18 protein-coding genes and 1 tRNA gene are annotated in these 15350 nt (G+C 64.8%); 5 read left to right on the top strand and 14 right to left on the bottom strand.

Features of this window, described 5'->3' with window-relative positions:
• Window positions 1–51 precede the first annotated feature (51 nt).
• The 3 genes from AC3WLX_RS10270 to ygfZ are packed head-to-tail and all read right to left on the bottom strand — an operon-like array spanning window position 52 to window position 2161.
• On the bottom strand, window positions 52–666 hold the full coding sequence (locus AC3WLX_RS10270; protein ID WP_291629941.1) for a YfbR-like 5'-deoxynucleotidase: 615 nt from the start codon (window positions 664–666) through the stop codon (window positions 52–54).
• Window positions 663–1289: a DNA-3-methyladenine glycosylase I gene (locus tag AC3WLX_RS10265; protein WP_291629939.1), complete on the bottom strand. Its 627-nt coding sequence runs from the start codon at window positions 1287–1289 to the stop codon at window positions 663–665. Before AC3WLX_RS10265 ends, AC3WLX_RS10270 begins: the two co-directional genes overlap by 4 nt.
• Window positions 1286–2161: a CAF17-like 4Fe-4S cluster assembly/insertion protein YgfZ gene (gene ygfZ / locus AC3WLX_RS10260; RefSeq protein WP_492335741.1), complete on the bottom strand. Its 876-nt coding sequence runs from the start codon at window positions 2159–2161 to the stop codon at window positions 1286–1288. The genes AC3WLX_RS10265 and ygfZ overlap by 4 nt, the downstream gene beginning before the upstream one ends.
• A 102-nt stretch (window positions 2162–2263) precedes the next feature.
• Here ygfZ and AC3WLX_RS10255 point away from each other — a divergent pair, with 102 nt between their 5' ends.
• Together AC3WLX_RS10255 and AC3WLX_RS10250 are read left to right on the top strand one after the other, a co-directional pair.
• Window positions 2264–3598, top strand: a complete 1335-nt coding sequence (locus tag AC3WLX_RS10255; protein WP_492335740.1) for a dihydroorotase — start codon at window positions 2264–2266, stop codon at window positions 3596–3598.
• 168 nt (window positions 3599–3766) lie between these two features.
• A complete protein-coding gene (locus AC3WLX_RS10250; protein WP_492335739.1) occupies window positions 3767–4636 on the top strand; it encodes a sulfurtransferase in 870 nt (289 codons plus the stop codon).
• Window positions 4637–4809: 173 nt separating this feature from the next.
• On the opposite strand, the gene AC3WLX_RS10245 is transcribed toward AC3WLX_RS10250, so the two are convergent.
• The 4 genes from AC3WLX_RS10245 to AC3WLX_RS10230 form a co-directional block, all read right to left on the bottom strand.
• Complete coding sequence (locus AC3WLX_RS10245; RefSeq protein ID WP_291624690.1) at window positions 4810–5076, bottom strand: hypothetical protein; 267 nt, start codon at window positions 5074–5076, stop codon at window positions 4810–4812.
• 264 nt (window positions 5077–5340) lie between these two features.
• The gene (locus AC3WLX_RS10240; protein ID WP_291624691.1) at window positions 5341–5718 is read right to left on the bottom strand and encodes a TIGR02301 family protein; all 378 of its coding nucleotides are present in this window, start codon (window positions 5716–5718) and stop codon (window positions 5341–5343) included.
• 45 nt (window positions 5719–5763) lie between these two features.
• Window positions 5764–6198, bottom strand: a complete 435-nt coding sequence (locus tag AC3WLX_RS10235; RefSeq protein WP_492335738.1) for an NUDIX hydrolase — start codon at window positions 6196–6198, stop codon at window positions 5764–5766.
• An 18-nt stretch (window positions 6199–6216) separates the two neighbouring features.
• Window positions 6217–6717: a hypothetical protein gene (locus AC3WLX_RS10230; protein WP_492335737.1), complete on the bottom strand. Its 501-nt coding sequence runs from the start codon at window positions 6715–6717 to the stop codon at window positions 6217–6219.
• A 62-nt stretch (window positions 6718–6779) separates the two neighbouring features.
• Here AC3WLX_RS10230 and AC3WLX_RS10225 point away from each other — a divergent pair, with 62 nt between their 5' ends.
• Window positions 6780–7544 carry an SOS response-associated peptidase gene (locus tag AC3WLX_RS10225; protein WP_492335736.1) on the top strand — a complete coding sequence of 255 codons (765 nt, stop codon included), beginning with the start codon at window positions 6780–6782 and terminating at the stop codon, window positions 7542–7544.
• 107 nt (window positions 7545–7651) lie between these two features.
• On the opposite strand, the gene AC3WLX_RS10220 is transcribed toward AC3WLX_RS10225, so the two are convergent.
• The 6 genes from AC3WLX_RS10220 to AC3WLX_RS10195 all read right to left on the bottom strand — a co-directional run bounded on the left by AC3WLX_RS10220 (window position 7652) and on the right by AC3WLX_RS10195 (window position 13558).
• Window positions 7652–8845, bottom strand: coding sequence for a CaiB/BaiF CoA transferase family protein (locus AC3WLX_RS10220; protein ID WP_492335735.1), 1194 nt, complete (start codon window positions 8843–8845; stop codon window positions 7652–7654).
• A 33-nt stretch (window positions 8846–8878) separates the two neighbouring features.
• Window positions 8879–9808, bottom strand: a complete 930-nt coding sequence (locus AC3WLX_RS10215) for a glycine reductase (RefSeq protein ID WP_492335734.1) — start codon at window positions 9806–9808, stop codon at window positions 8879–8881.
• A gap of 284 nt (window positions 9809–10092) precedes the next feature.
• Entirely contained in the window at window positions 10093–10674 is a 582-nt protein-coding gene (locus AC3WLX_RS10210; RefSeq protein WP_492335733.1) for a GDP-mannose pyrophosphatase, read from the bottom strand.
• Window positions 10675–10683: 9 nt separating this feature from the next.
• A complete protein-coding gene (locus AC3WLX_RS10205) occupies window positions 10684–11130 on the bottom strand; it encodes a GNAT family acetyltransferase (RefSeq protein WP_492335732.1) in 447 nt (148 codons plus the stop codon).
• Complete coding sequence (locus AC3WLX_RS10200; protein WP_492335731.1) at window positions 11127–12554, bottom strand: FAD-binding oxidoreductase; 1428 nt, start codon at window positions 12552–12554, stop codon at window positions 11127–11129. The genes AC3WLX_RS10205 and AC3WLX_RS10200 overlap by 4 nt, the downstream gene beginning before the upstream one ends.
• A 14-nt stretch (window positions 12555–12568) precedes the next feature.
• Entirely contained in the window at window positions 12569–13558 is a 990-nt protein-coding gene (locus AC3WLX_RS10195; protein ID WP_492335730.1) for an L-threonylcarbamoyladenylate synthase, read from the bottom strand.
• Window positions 13559–13626: 68 nt separating this feature from the next.
• On the opposite strand from AC3WLX_RS10195, the gene AC3WLX_RS10190 reads away from it, so the two are divergent.
• A tRNA-Pro gene (locus tag AC3WLX_RS10190) sits at window positions 13627–13703 on the top strand.
• Between the two features lie 179 nt (window positions 13704–13882).
• Here AC3WLX_RS10190 and AC3WLX_RS10185 read toward each other — a convergent pair.
• The gene (locus AC3WLX_RS10185; RefSeq protein ID WP_492335729.1) at window positions 13883–14434 is read right to left on the bottom strand and encodes a T4SS efffector SepA family protein; all 552 of its coding nucleotides are present in this window, start codon (window positions 14432–14434) and stop codon (window positions 13883–13885) included.
• Window positions 14435–14742: 308 nt separating this feature from the next.
• Between AC3WLX_RS10185 and AC3WLX_RS10180 the strand changes: the two genes are divergently transcribed.
• Window positions 14743–15057 (top strand): hypothetical protein, encoded by a 315-nt coding sequence (locus AC3WLX_RS10180; RefSeq protein ID WP_492335728.1) that lies wholly within the window; start codon window positions 14743–14745, stop codon window positions 15055–15057.
• Window positions 15058–15350: the final 293 nt, after the last annotated feature.

The raw sequence follows: 15350 nt of genomic DNA, 5'->3' as shown, positions 1-15350 counted from the left end.
CGAAAAGATGGCCGGCACAGTGCAAGAGCGCCTTTGCCCACTCTGCAGGATCTAGGCGAACACCCCGCCAAACCGCTCCAGAAACTGCTTCTCCGCCCGCGCCGCGGTCCAGGGCGTGAGATAGTCGCGCCGGACGCTGTCGGAGAGGCCCGGGTCCTTGCCGAACAGGCGCCGCGCTTCGCTCGCGCTGAAGCCGGCGAGCTCGGTGGCCTCGAGATAAGCCGCGCCGCGATCGGCGGCCTTGATGGCCTGCGTGATGTCATCAGGCAATACCGGTGGTAATCCGAAGCGGATGTGGATGGCGCCGAGCAGGCGCTTCTCCACCGCCTTGTAGTGACCGTCGAGCACCGCCTTGAACGGCGAGATCATGTCGCCGATCACATATTCCGGCGCATCGTGCAGCAGCGCGGCGAGCCGCATGCGCTGGTCCGCTCGCGGCATCTCGTGCCGCAGCACGGTCTCCACCAGCAGCGTGTGCTGCGCGACCGAGAAGATATGCGTGCCGATGGTCTGCCCGTTCCAGCGCGCCACCCGCGCCAGCCCATGCGCGATGTCGGCGATCTCGATGTCGAGCGGGGAGGGATCGAGCAGGTCGAGCCGCCGGCCCGACAGCATGCGCTGCCAGGCGCGGGACGGCGCATCGCGCGCGGTCTTCTTCGCCGTCATTTGGCCTTGAGGCGCGGCTTGCGCTGCGTCTTGCTGCAGCTCGCGTGACAATGGCAGTCGACAAGATGGTCGTTGACCATGCCGGTCGCCTGCATGAAGGCATAGACGATGGTCGGGCCGACGAACTTGAAGCCGCGCGAGGACAGCTCTTTGGAGATCTGCACCGACAGCGGCGTCGAGGCGGGCACGCTTGCGGTGGTCTTGAATTTGTTGACCAGCGGTCTTCCGTCCATGAAGTCCCACAATAGCTTCGAGAAGCCGGGGCCTTTCTCCATGATGTCGAGATAGGATTTCGCGCTCAGGATCGCGCCGTCGATCTTGGCCTTGTTGCGCACGATGCCGGCATCGTTCATCAGCGCATGAACTTTCTTCTCGCTGTAGCGCGCGATCTTCTCCGGCTGGAAATCGTCGAAGGCTTTGCGGAAATTGTCGCGCTTGCGCAGGATCGTGATCCAGGACAGGCCGGCCTGGAAGCCGTCGAGGATCAGCTTTTCGTACAGCGCGCGATCGTCGTACTCGGGCACGCCCCATTCGGTGTCGTGATAGGCGACATAGATCGGATCTTCGCCGGGCCAGGGACATCGTTTCAGGCCGTCGGGATGCAGGCGGGCGGCTCGGCTCATGCGATGGGCTGCTTGGCTGGAATTCGAACGACATCTGGTTCAGCGAGCGTCACAGCCAGCCCACCAGCGGTGAGGGGCTGGCCGGCGTCGAGCGCGTCGGCAACGCGGTCGATGCGCACCAGCGCAATGCCCTTGCCGCCGGCGGTCGAGCCGATGCTGCCGACCGGCTTGTCGCCGGCGAGAATGGTGGCGCCCGGCTCGGGCGAGCCACCGTCGAGCAGCACCTTGACGCTGCGCGTGCGTGCCGTGCCGCGATGCTGCATGCGCGAGACGACCTCCTGGCCGACATAGCAGCCCTTGTCGAAATCGACGCCGGCGAGACGGTCCATGTTGGTCTCGTGCGGGAACGCGTCGTTGTACATGAAATCGAGCCCGCCGCGGGGCACGCCGAGCGCGATGCGGTGCGCTTCGTATTCGGCGGCATCAACCAGCTCGGCACCGATGAGGTCGGACAGTGTCTGCTTGAGGTTTTCCGGGATCAGGATGCGGGTACCGAGCGCCGGGGCGCGCGGGTCAGCGAAGGCAAGGTCCGGCTGCGCCGCCGGCTGGCCGTCCCAGGCCGCGAGCACGCCGAGATCGAGGCTTTCCACGGTGACCTTGGCTCGCAGCTTGTAGAATTTCAGCTTCGTGGCGAGGGTGTCCGCCAGCGCTTTCGGACAATCGATCAGGAACCCACCGCCGTGGCCGGCCGGCACCTCCGTGATCAGGAAGTCCACGATGATCTTGCCCTGCGGCGTCAGCAGGGCGCCGAATCGCCCCAGCCCTGGTTTCAGCCTGTCGACATCTGTGGTGATGAGGCCGTTGAGGAAATTGCGCGCATCCTCGCCTGCGACTTTGACCACACCCCGGTCGGGAAGAAACGCCGATTTCATGCGAAAATCTCTTGCGACATGTTGCTGCGGAACGTAAGCCCGCAACGCATAAACGACAAGACCTCGAGCCCTGCGCTTGGGGATGAGAGAGGGCCTTCTGCCATGAGCCAGCATTTCGACGTGATCCTCAAAGGCGGCACCGTGGTCAACCAGGACGGCGAGGGTGTTCGCGACATCGGCATCATCGGTGGCCGCATCGCCGAGATCGGTGCGTTGTCGCAAGGCAGCGCCGCCGAGGTGATCGACTGCAAGGGCCTGCACATCCTGCCCGGCGTGATGGACACGCAGGTGCATTTCCGCGAACCCGGACTGGAGCAGAAGGAAGACCTCGAGACCGGCTCGCGCAGCGCCGTGATGGGCGGCGTCACCGCCGTGTTCGAGATGCCCAACACGTCTCCCTTGACCGTGACGGAAGCGACCTTCACGGACAAGGTGAAGCGCGCCCATCACCGCATGCATTGCGATTTCGCCTTCTTCATCGGCGGCACCCGCGAGAACGTGCAGGAATTGCCGGTGCTGGAGCGCGCGCCGGGCTGTGCCGGCGTCAAGGTATTCATCGGCTCCTCGACCGGCGCGCTCTTGGTGGAGGACGACGAAAGCCTGCGCCGCATCTTCCAGGTGATCCGCCGCCGTGCCGCCTTCCATGCCGAGGACGAGTATCGGCTCAACGAGCGCAAACCGCTGCGCATCGAAGGCGATGCGCGCTCGCATCCGGTCTGGCGCGACGAGACGGCGGCGCTGACGGCGACCCAGCGCCTCGTCAAGCTCGCGCACGAGACCGGCAAGCGCATCCACGTGCTGCACATCTCGACCAAGGAAGAGATCGAGTTCCTGCGCGACCACAAGGACGTCGCCTCCTGCGAGGCGACGCCGCATCATCTCACGCTGGTTGCGCCCGACTGCTACGAGCGGCTCGGCACGCTCGCGCAGATGAACCCCCCGGTGCGCGGTGCCGATCACCGCGCCGGCATCTGGCGCGGCATCGAGCAGGGCATCATCGACGTGCTCGGCTCCGACCACGCCCCGCACACGCTGGAGGAGAAGTCGAAGACCTATCCGGCCTCGCCTTCGGGCATGACCGGGGTGCAGACGCTGGTGCCGTTGATGCTCGATCACGTCAATGCGGGACGCTTGTCGCTGGCGCGCTTCGTCGATCTCACCAGCGCGGGCCCCGCGCGGCTCTACAACATGGCCTGCAAGGGCCGCATCGCCGCCGGCTACGATGCCGACTTCACCATCGTCGACCTCAAGCGCAGCGAGACCATCACCAACAAATGGGTGGCTTCCAAGGCCGGCTGGACGCCCTATGACGGCGTGCGCGTCACCGGCTGGCCGGTCGGCACCTTCGTCCGCGGCCGCCGCGTGATGTGGCAGGGCGAGCTCGTCACGGCCTCGCAGGGCGAGCCGGTGCGATTTCTGGAGACGCTGAAGCAATAGCGGGCGATTCAACGTCTCACGCGACTGTCATGCTCCGCGAAGGCGGGGCATCCAGTACGCCGCGGCTTCTCGGTAGATCAACGCCGCCTCTAAAATACCGGATTGCCCGCATTCGCGGGCAATGACAGAGTGCGAGGGAACGCAAGCGCAGATTGGGAGAGGCCGACAATGTCCCAGCCAACCGCCCTCATCGCTACCGATCAGCTCGCCGCCATCCTCGACCATCCCGACCTGCGCCTCTACGACTGCACGACCTATCTCGAGCCCGCACCGGAAGGCAGCGACGTGCCCTATCGCGCGGTGCCCGGTGACAAGACGTTCGCAGCCGGCCACATCCCGGGTGCCGATTTCCTCGACCTGCAAGGCGAGTTCTCCGACACCTCGTCGCAACACTTCTTCATGATGCCTGATGTGGCCCAGCTCGAGGCTGCGTTCGGCCGCCACGGGCTCGATGCGGGCAAGACGATCGTGCTCTACAGTATCGGCACGATGATGTGGGCGACGCGCTTGTGGTGGATGTTGCGCTCGCTCGGCGTCGATGCCCGCGTGCTCGACGGCGGCTTCGACAAATGGAAGGAGGAGGGGCGGCCGGTCGAGGCGGGCCCGCCCAGGGGCTATCCGGCCGCCACCTTCAGGGCCACACCGCGGGCAGGCTTCTTCGTCGACAAGAATGTCGTGAAGGCGCGCATCGGAGATCCCGCCACGGTGATCGTCAACGCGCTCGGGCCGCAGTTTCACCGCGGCCTCGAGCCAAGCCGCTACGGCAGGCCGGGCCGCGTGCCCGGCAGCGTCAACCTACCCGCCGCAACGCTGGTCAATGCCGACAAGACGCTGACGAGCCTTGCGGATGCGGAAGCAAAATTCGCCGCACAGGGCGTCACGCGCGACAAGAGCGTGATTCTCTATTGCGGGGGCGGCATCTCGGCGACGATCGATCTGCTGCTGCTGACGCAACTTGGCTATGACAGGCTGGCGCTGTACGATGCGTCGATGGGGGAATGGGCGAAGGATCCGGCCCTGCCGATCGAAACCGATTGAGGCGGGCGTTCCCGGCTGCACCGGGAAGATGTCCCGGCCATCGCGAGACTAATGCTTGTCTAAGTCCGATCGCTTCCGTGCGATAACAGCGGCGGACTTCGCGACGAGCATCGCAGAGTCATTCATCCGTCAACTGGCCCCGCCCCGCGTGGCGGGGTCATTTTCGAGATGGCCTACTGCCTGCAGATGTCGACCGAGAATTCGCCGTTGCGAATGCGGCCGGGAAAGCCCTCGACGAACTTCGCGACCGCGTCCTCGCCATAGGTGCCCACGAGCTCGGCCAGGGCCGCGAACAGGCTCGCCTGCGCCAGGCAGTCGCCATCGACGCCGTCATGGCGCGCCTCCGCCCAGGCCTCGTTGAGATAGCTCAGGGCGGCCTGTTTCTGCTCGTGGTCGGGCAGTGGCGCGCGGGCGGGGGCGTAGGAAATCGGCGGGCTCATGAAACTCGTTCAGGGCTGGGGCGCGATCCAAGGCGATGCGCTGTGCGAAAGGTGTAGCACGGTCGTTAACGACCGCTAGGCCACATCTTTAGGAACGGTTAACGGCTGTGACCAAAGTCGATGACGGGGTTCCAGCGCGCGTCGACCTCAGCCGTCATTCCGGGGCGCGCGTCGCGCGAACCCGGAATCCCTCGTGCGGCAGAGCTGGTGGATGAATGGATTCCGGGCTCTCGCTGCGCGAGCCCGGAATGACGGAGAGAAGGTTCAGTTCGCGTAGCGTGCCGTCAGATCCCGCGAAATCTTCGAGCCTTCGTCGATATAGCGGCGGATCGCCACCGTCGCAGCCGGCGTGCAGCTGCGATAGGTCTGCTGAAAACCGTTATAGCCGCGGTTGAATCCGGCGATCATGCGGGTGCGGCGCTCGCCGGAGGGGGTTTCGGCATCGATCAGCGCCTGCATCTCGTTGCGCCATTTGTTGCCTTCGTTGGCCCCGCAGATGCCGCGCAGATAGTGCAGGCCGCCGAGAATCTCGGCCAGCCGCTGCAGTTCGCCGTCAAACGGCGCCGCCCCGTCCTGGGCCTTTGCAGGCACGCAGGCGCAGGCAAGAATCAGGGCAAGAACGGCCGGAAGTCGCGCGGTCATCGGCGGCTGTATGCCCCCTCGAGCCCGAGGACGCAAGGCGAGCCGTCAGGCCCCGATCAGCCGGTGGGCGGATCGGATGACCTCCTCCAGCCCACTCGTCAGTTTGAGGTGGTCAAGGCTTCCGAGAGCGTCAGGCGCGACCCAGCGGTAATCGTCGAGCTCCTCGTTCAGGGACGGCTCCCTGGCTATCCAACGGGCGGCAAAGGACATGATCAGATAATGGCCGGCGCCCGGTGCGGCCGGCAGCACTTCGCGCCAGCCGGCCAGGCCCACGATCTCGATCTCAAGCCCGGTTTCCTCGTCGATCTCGCGGCTCAGGGCCCGGTGCAGCGATTCGCCGAATTCGACCCGGCCGCCCGGCAGCGAATAGAAGCCCTTGGCGGGAGAGCGGGCGCGGCGGGTCAGCAGCACCTTGCCGTCGCGAAAAACCGCGGCGCTGACGGCGATCTGGGGATGGCTGGGCTGCACGGATGCGGGCAATATCGTCACCGGCCCGGTTCAGTTGGCCATGATGCTGTCGATGTCGTCTTCGGCGCTGCCGTGGATGAGGCCGGCGCAGGCCGAGATCAGTGGCTGTACCCATTGGGTCGCCTGCACGGCCAGCTTGACGCGGGTCTCATCCTTCTGGGCTTCGCGCATGCCCGCACCGACCGCTGACAGGATCGAGTGCAGGTTCTTTGTGAGATGGTCGAATTGCGCCTTAAGCGCCGGATCGGCTTTCTCATAGGCCTCGATGGCGAGGTCCCGCGCCTTGAAGTTCGACGCCGTGAAATGCTCGGCATAAGACAGCGGCGTCCAGGTCAGGAAATCTTCGGCGCATTCCGGCATGTCCGGCACCATTTCCAGCAGCATCACCGCTTCATTGAAATGGTTGAGGTAGTCGGTGGCAAGCCCGGTCCGCGGGTTGATGTTGGCCACGCGCAGCCGTTCGGCCCAGGCGGCCGCCTCAGGGCCCGTCTGTACATGCGACCGCGCGGGTTGGGAGGCCGTTGAGCTCATCCGCCGCAGTGTTAACGTTCGGGGTTAAAAGGACCTGAACGGACCCTATATAGGCCCCAAGCATGTGTGGACGCTTCGTCATAACTTCGGCCCCCGCGGCTTTGCGGCAACTGTTCGGCTATGTCGAGCAGCCGAATTTCCCGCCCCGGTACAATGTGGCTCCGACACAACCGATTCCGGTCGTATGGATCGAGAACGGCGCGCGCCATTTCCGCCTGATGCGCTGGGGCCTACTGCCCGCCTGGGTCAAGGACCCTCGCGGCTTCACGCTCCTGATCAACGCCCGCTCCGAGACTGTGCTGGAGAAGCCCGCCTTCAAGATGGCGATTCGCCGCCGGCGCGGCTTGATCCCGGCCGACGGCTATTACGAATGGAAGTCGGAAGGCGGCCGCAAGCAGCCCTTCTTCATCCACCGCGCCGACGGCGAGCCGCTCGGCTTTGCCGCATTGTTCGAGACCTGGGTCGGGCCGAACGGCGAGGAGCTCGACACGGTCGCGATCGTCACGGCGGCGGCGGGCGAGGACCTCGCCGCGCTGCATGACCGCGTGCCCGTTACCATCAGCCCCCGCGATTTCGAGCGCTGGCTCGATTGCCGCAGCGATGAGGTCGACGCGATCCTGCCGCTGATGAGCCCGCCGCGCGTCGGCGAATTCGCCTGGCATCCCGTCTCCACCCGCGTCAACCGCGTCGCCAACGACGACGAGCAGCTCGTGTTGCCGATCAGTGCGGAGGAGATGGAGGCGGAGGCAGAGGCGGTGAAGCCGAAGAAGGCGGTGCGGAAGATTGCGGCCGCATCATCGGATGACGGGCAGGGGTCGTTGTTCTAGGCGACGCTGTAGGGTGGGCAAAGGCGCAACGCGCCGTGCCCACGACCTCTCTCTTCAACACGCGATGGTGGGCACGCTTCGCTTTGCCCACCCTACGTGAGCGGAGACTAAACAACCTCTCTCGCCCGCAACCTCGCGATCTCCGCCGCATCAAATCCCAGCTCGCCCAGCACCGCCTGCGTATCCGCGCCCAGCTCCGGCGCCATGCGCTCCAGCCTGCCGCCGCCATGCGCGAGCTTGAAGCCGCTGCCGGCAAAGCGCAGGCGGCCGTACGGCGTGTCCAGCTCCTGAATGGAACCTCGCGCGGCAATCTGCGGATGGTCGATGATCTCCTCGACCTTCCAGATGCTGGCGCAGGGCGCGCCGGCGTCTTCCAGAATTGTCTCCCATTCGCGTGCCGGCCTTGCAGCCAGCGCTTCCTCAATGATGGCGCGCAGCGCAGGCTCGTTCTCGTTGCGGGCGAACCAGTCGGCAAAGCGCGGATCACCCAGCGTGTCCTCGCGGCCGAGCGCCGCCATCAGCGCGCGGTACTGCTTCTCGTTGTTGACGGCGAGCAGGATGTGGCCGTCGCCGCATTTGAACAAATTGGCCGTGGCCCTGCGGCTCACTGCCTGGTTGCCCGAAAGTGTCTGGCGATGGCCCGCCACCGACCAGTCCGCGATCTGTCCGGAGAGAAATGCCAGCGTCGCCTCCAGCATGGAGACGTCGATGAGCTGGCCCTTGCCGGTGCGGTCGCGCTGATATAGCGCGCTGGAGACGCCGAACGCGGCCGTCGCGCCCGACAGCACGTCGCACACCGCAAAGCCCGCGCGCGTCGGGCCCGTCTCGGGATGGCCGGTGATGGCCATGATGCCCGACAGCGCCTGCATCTTGCCGTCATAGCCCGGCCGCAAACGATCGGGCCCGGTCTGGCCGAAGCCGGAGACCGCGCAATAGATCAGCCTGGGATTGATCGCCGACAGCGTCTCGTAGCCGATGCCGAGCTTGTCCATCACGCCCGGACGGAAATTCTCCATGACGATGTCGACCTGCGCTGCAAGCTTCTTCACGATCGCGATCGCCTCGGGCTTTTGCAAATCGAGCGTCAGGCTGCGCTTGTTGCCGTTGACGGCCTGGAAGGCCGGCGCGAGCCCGCGCTCGGCCCATTCGCGGGAGAGCGGCGTGCGGCGCATGTCCTCGCCCTCGCGCCGCTCGACCTTGATGACGTCGGCACCCAGCAGAGCGAGTTGATAGCTCGCATAGGGGCCGGCCAGCACCTGCGTGAAATCCAGGATCTTCACGCCCTCGAACGGTCGCGTCACGCCGCTCTCCCTTGATTCATTGTTGCGGAGGCGTCAGGCGGCGCGGTTGCTGCGCGCGATCTCCTTCTGCTTGTCGAATTCGGCGCGGCGTCGGGCCAGCTCTTCAGGGCTGAGCTGCGCGACGTTGTTGTAGTCGAGCTTCCAGGAGGCGTCCTCGCTCCAGTGCAGCGGCGACTGCATGGTCGTCTGCGGCCCGCTCGCGGTCTCCAGCAGCGTAAGCGCGAGCTCCAGCGTCTGTGCCTGCGAGGCGACATCGTGCGGCTTGCCGGCGGAATTGCCGAGCGGGAAATCGCTGAACAGGAACCTGGGAACCGCGGCGTGCTCGATGATGTCCTTGGCGCAGCCCATGATCACGGTCGGAATCCCGTTCCGCTCCAGGTGCCGCGCCACCAGCGCCGTGGTTTGGTGGCACACCGGGCAGTTCGGCACCAGTACGGCGACATCCACCTTGTCGGCCAGGCAGCGCGAGAGAATCTCCGGCGCGTCGGTGTCGAGCGTGACGCGATGGCTGCGGTTGGTGGGTGCGCCGAAGAACCGCGGCGCGACTTCGCCGATGCGGCCCGCAGCACTCGCCTTCAACAGTTGCGGCAGCGGAAACCAGGTGCCGCTGTCGGTCGCCGTGGTGTGCTTGCGGTCGTAGCCGATATGCGAGATGCGCAGATCGTGCTCCCTGGACGTGTCGCCGTCATAGACCTGGTTAAATTTCGCGCCGCCGTTGTAGGCCGCGCCGGGCCCCTGATCGCCCTTGGCGGGATCGTAGGGGGCCGCCGTCGTGATGATGGTGACGCGCGACTTCGCCAGCGGCTTCTTCAGCGCCTGGAACGGCGCCTCCGTGTAATGCGCCCAGCGATAGGGCGTGGTGTAGCCGATCGCCGCGTAGTAGTCGCGCGTGCGCTGCATGTAGGGAACGGGGGCATCGTAGTCGGGCGCAAAGCCGAATTCGTCGTCGCGCGGAGCGGACATGGGCGCGTCTCCAGGTTCTTGGTTGGGCCCAGACTAGAGATAGTCAGGAGTGAGCTCAACCGGGGGAGAGGCGGCGCAGGTCAGAATTGCAGACGAGGATGGAGCGGCGTCTCTTACCCTCCCCTGGAGGGGGAGGGTCGGCTCACATGGAGCGTAGCGAAATGTGAGACGGGGTGGGGTGACGGTCTCTCCACATCCAACAGTGCCCGAGTGGAGGGATCACCCCACCCCGCTCGCGCTGCGCGCGATCGACCCTCCCCCTCCAGGGAGGGTAAAGAGCGCACCTACCTGAACACGTGCAGTGCCGCGTATTGCAGCAGCATGATCGCCTTGGCGTCGATGATGCGGCCGTCGGCGATCATCGCCAAGGCCTCGTCGATCGATAGCTCCAGCACCTCGATGTCCTCGCCCTCGTGTTCGAGGCCGCCGCCGTCGCTCACCCGCATCTCGGGCTCGTATTCGGCAACGAAGAAGTGCAGCTTTTCGGTGATGGCGCCGGGGCTCATGAAGGCCTCGAACACCTTGTGGACGTGGTGCAGGCGATAGCCGGTCTCTTCCTCCGCCTCGGCGCGGATGCGCTCTTCCGGCGAAGCGTTATCCAGCACGCCGGCGGCGGCCTCGATCAGGAGATCGTCATGGCCGCGGATGAAGGCCGGCAGGCGGAACTGGCGCACCAGGATCACGGTGCGCCGCGCGAGATTGTACGGCAGCACGGCGGCGGCGTTGTCGCGCTCATAGGTCTCGCGGTGCTGCGTCTGCCACTCGCCATTAGCGCGCCGGTATTCGAGGGTCGTGTTCTTCAGCGGCGTCCAATTGTTCGAGAGCAGGCGAACGTCCTTGATACGGACACGGTCGGAAATGGTCATGACTCGATCTCAGTTGCTTGGAATGGTGGCGCGGCCGTCGAGCCACTTCTGGAACATGACGGAGGTCGACAGCTCGAAGCCCAGCGCGCCGTAGAAAGCATTGGCCTTTGCATTCTCGCGCCGGACCAGGAGCTGCAGCTTGGAAATGCCCGCCGCGCGCAGCCAGTCCTCGGCCGCTGCCATGATTACCCGGCCGAAGCCGCGCTTCTGGCAATCGGGGTCAACCGCGACGTAATAGACCCAGCCGCGATGGCCGTCGTGGCCGACCATAATGGTCGCGACGATCGCGCCGCTCTCGCGGCCGACCAGCACGGCGGAATTGTCGCGCCGCCGCGCCAGCGCGATGTCGGCATGCGGATCGTTCCAGGGCCGGGTCAGGCCGCAGCGCTGCCACAGCGCGACGACCTTCTCGACATCGGCATCGGTGACCGCGTCGATCACAAGCGACGCACTCACAGCACCTTCCCCGGATTCATGATGGCGTGCGGATCGAGCATCGCCTTGATGGCGCGCATCAGCTCGATCGCGGTCTTGTCCTTGACCTCAGGCAGCTCGTCGCGCTTGAGCACACCGATGCCGTGCTCGGCCGAGATCGAGCCGCCCATGCGCAGCACGATCTCGAACACCACGGCGTTCACCTCGTGCCAGCGCGCGAGGTAATCGGCCGTGTTGGCCCCGATGGGCTGGCTGACATTGTAGTGCAAATTGCCGTCGCCGAGATGGCCGAATGGCACCGGGCGCGCGCCCGGAATCAGCTTCACGACGGCGGCATCGGCCTCGGCGATGAAGGCGGGCACGGCCGCGACCGGCACGGAGATGTCGTGCTTGATCGAGCCGCCCTCCGGCTTCTGCGCCGCAGACATCTCGTCGCGCAGCTTCCAGAACGCACCGCGCTGGGCGAGGCTCGCCGCGATCACGGCGTCGTCGACGATCTCCTCTTCCAAGGCACGGGCAAGGATCGTCTCCAGCGGCGTACGGGCGTCATCGCCGGGAGAAGACAATTCCATCAGCACGTACCAGGGATGCTTCTCGCTAAGCGGATCGCGCACGTCGATGCCGTGCCGCACCGAGAAATCCACCGCCATCTCCGACAGCAGCTCGAAGCTCGTCAATGTATTGGCGGCCTCGCCCTGCGCGATCGTGAGCAATTTGAGGGCCGCCGCCGGCGATTTCAGTCCGACGAACGCCGTCTCGACCGACCGCGGCTTCGGAAACAGCTTCAGCGTTGCCGCCGTGATGATGCCGAGCGTGCCTTCGGCGCCGATAAAGAGGTTGTGCAGATTGTAGCCGGTGTTGTCCTTCTTCAGCTTCGACAGCGTGTTGAGCACGCGGCCGTCGGCGAGCACCACCTCGAGACCCAGCGCCATCTCGCGCGCAACGCCATAGGCGAGCGCGGCGGTGCCGCCGGCATTGGTGGACAGATTGCCGCCGATGGTGCAGCTGCCTTCGGCGCCGAGCGAGAGTGGAAACAGCCGGTCGACATCGGACGCCTTCGCTTGCGCGACCTGCAGCACGACGCCGGCCTCACACGTCATGGTGTTGGACGCGGTGTCGACCTCGCGGATCTTGTCGAGGCGCCGCAGCGACACCACGACCTCACCATTGTGCGGCGTCTGCCCACCAACGAGCCCGGTGTTGCCGCCCTGCGGCACCAGCGCGATGTTGTGCGCGGACGCGAGCTTGCAGATCGCGGAGACCTCCGCCGTCGAGCCCGGGCGCAACACCAGCGGCGAGCGGCCGTGGAACAGATTGCGCTCCTCGGTGACGTAAGGCGCGATGTCGCTCGCATCGGTGATGGCATGGCGTTCGCCGACGATCTTGCGGAATTCCTCGATCAACTCGGGCGCGAGCGGCGGGATGACAGGCTTGTTGATGTTCATTGTCTCTTCCACTCTTATCGCGCCACCGCGGCCCGCCGCAGCCGGTCGTTGATTGCCTCGCCAAGACCATCGTCCGGTATCGGCATCACCGCGATCGTCCTCGGCGTTGTCGCATCCAGGCTGCGAAGATAGCCGAACAGATTGGCGGCGGCTTCATCGAGATCACCGCCGGGCGACAGATTCATGACGGCTGTGGCGGCCTCCATGCCGGGCAGGCGCTCGGAGCCGAATGCCAGCAGCGCTTCGCCCGGCGCCACTTCGCGCACTTCGAGCCGCACATGGGCGCGCGGCGCGTAATGCGACGCCAGCATGCCCGGCGCCAGCGGCTGGCCATCGTCGTCCCCGGCCTCCCCCGGCGGCCGCGCCAGGGGCATGCCGAGCACCGCCTCGATCCGCTCGCGCGACAGCCCGCCAGGCCGCAGCAGCATCGGCGCTTCGAAGCAGCCGACTATGGTGGATTCGACGCCGACCGTGACGGGCCCGCCGTCCACGATGAGGTCGATACGCCCGGCAAGGTCGCTCTCGACATGCGCCGCCAGCGTCGGCGAGACGTGTCCGGAGATATTGGCGGACGGCGCCACCACGGCGCCGCCGAATGCGCGCAGGATCGCCTGCGCGACAGGGTGGGCGGGAATGCGGATTGCCACGGTGTCGAGGCCCGCGGTGGCGAGATCCGCCACCGGGCAGCCCTCCGTCTTGGGCACCACCAGCGTCAGCGGCCCTGGCCAGAACGTTTCCGCAAGCTCGAGCGCCCGCGCATCGAACCGCCCGATCCGCCGGGCAGCCGCGATATTAGGCACGTGCGCGATCAGCGGATTGAACGCCGGCCGCCCCTTGGCGGCATAGAGATGGGCAATCGCCGTGGCGTTGGCGGCGTCGGCCCCGAGCCCATAGACCGTCTCGGTCGGAAACGCGACCAGCCCGCCGGCCGCAAGTCGCCGGGCGGCGGCCTCCGCGCCGGCCTCTCCGGCCGGCAAAATCAGCGTTTCAAGACCCGTTCTCACAGGGATAAAATTCCTCGGCTCGGCCGCTTGCAGTGCGTCAAACCCGACGCTATAAGCCGCCTTCTTGTCGGAGTGTGGCTCAGCCCGGTAGAGCACTGCGTTCGGGACGCAGGGGTCGCAGGTTCGAATCCTGCCACTCCGACCATTATTTCAAGTACTTAGCGTCTAGCACGCTTTCCAGCCTCAGAAATAGCCCCAGAAATAACGACCCTCGACCCCGTCGCTTTATACGCAGGTGTCGCGGGTTCTATTGTCATGCTTCTACGGTAACGAACCGGCGGACGCGCCAAGCGTGTCCGCCGGTTTCGTGTTCAATGACGATGATTAATCGCCTTCGTAGACGAAGCGCCCGCTGCGACCAGGTTGCGCTGCCTTAGGTGTATCCTGCCAGTAGAAGTCAATCGCTACTGGGATCTTTGCGGCCTTCGCGACCTTCACGATCGAACGCCAGCACAGGTTGGCATCGCGCCCCTGCACCGAAATCCCAGCGTCCGGAATGAAGTTGAACTTCTCGTCCGGCCCATCCTTGTAGTTCACATCCAAGTGCGGCTTCAGCTTTGCAATCCCGATCTTCTTGGCTGCACGCCCGATCATTTCGAAAAGGACGGGATTCCAGTACTTGTCGGTGAAGACCTGTCCGTCGATGGATACCGCACTGAGGCTGGTAAAGGTCAGGTTCGGCGGACTGTCGACGGCGAACGTTTTCACCGACAGGTCCTCATCAGCGGCGGAGATGGGCGGCGGCATATCGCCCGTGCTCTTTTCATATGCATCCAATACACGTGATAGGACGCTGTCGAGATCGTCGACGAGCGGGGTTGCGAACTGCTGGAGGCGCTGGAAGTTTGACTGCGAGATATTAACGGTAGGCATCATTATAAGGTCCTGCGTATGTGAAGCATCAATCTGAAAATCTATACGCTTATAGGATTATAAAAGAAAGAACAGAATGTGCCAGCGTACGAAATATATAACGGCTGTTGAATGCGGTAATAGGTAAAGTTTTCTCCGCTCAACGCTGCGCCCGTCAAAATTGGTTCGCTCACGGAGCGCTTGTTAGGGTTGTGTAGAGGCAAGCAACTGAAATGATCGGTTTGGGGGATCGGTGAGAATCGTCCGCGTTCATATTAAAATTTTCGAGGCATCCGGGTTGCCAACATCAACTTCGACGGCACGACGTGCTGTTGGGTGACAACAACACTGGCAAGTCGACAGTTTTTGAAGCGATCGAACTCGCGATCGGCGCTGATCGACTAGCCAGAACCCAGGCCATTGACGAGCATGACTTTCACGGGGCGACTACAGGGGCGGCGGATGGCGACCCCGGAAACAAGATCAAAGTTGAGGTCGCGAGCGCGCGTCTGGACGAGCAGCAACAGACAAAGTTTCGCGCGAAGTTAGAATTTTGGCGACAGGCGGACAGGGCAATTTTAGGGCCCGGAGAAGTTTGGGGTGTTGCCGGACAGGGCGTCGAAAGCGCCTGTACGTATCATTTTTGAAGGCGCTTACGACTCGGACGGAGTCGAGTTTGTCGCAAAAACGTGGTTCGCTATCCCGCGTCAGGACGATGGTGTGCCGATGAGCGAGTGCCGCTCGAGCGACAAGCGTGAGTTTGGCTTTCTCCACCTGCGTGCTTTGCGAACGGGAAGTCGCGCCTTCGATGGAGCGGGGATCACTATTAGATGTGATACTTAGAACCTACGAAGTTCGTACCCGAATGTGGGAGGGATTGCTGGACCGACTTCGCCAGGTCCTGCGATTGTTCCGCCACCCAGCTCACCACGCGTGGGGC

The organism is Bradyrhizobium sp. FW305-F6 (assembly GCF_058782905.1).
Note: the sequence above shows the minus strand (reverse complement) of the source record. Positions and strands in the feature narration are given on the sequence as shown.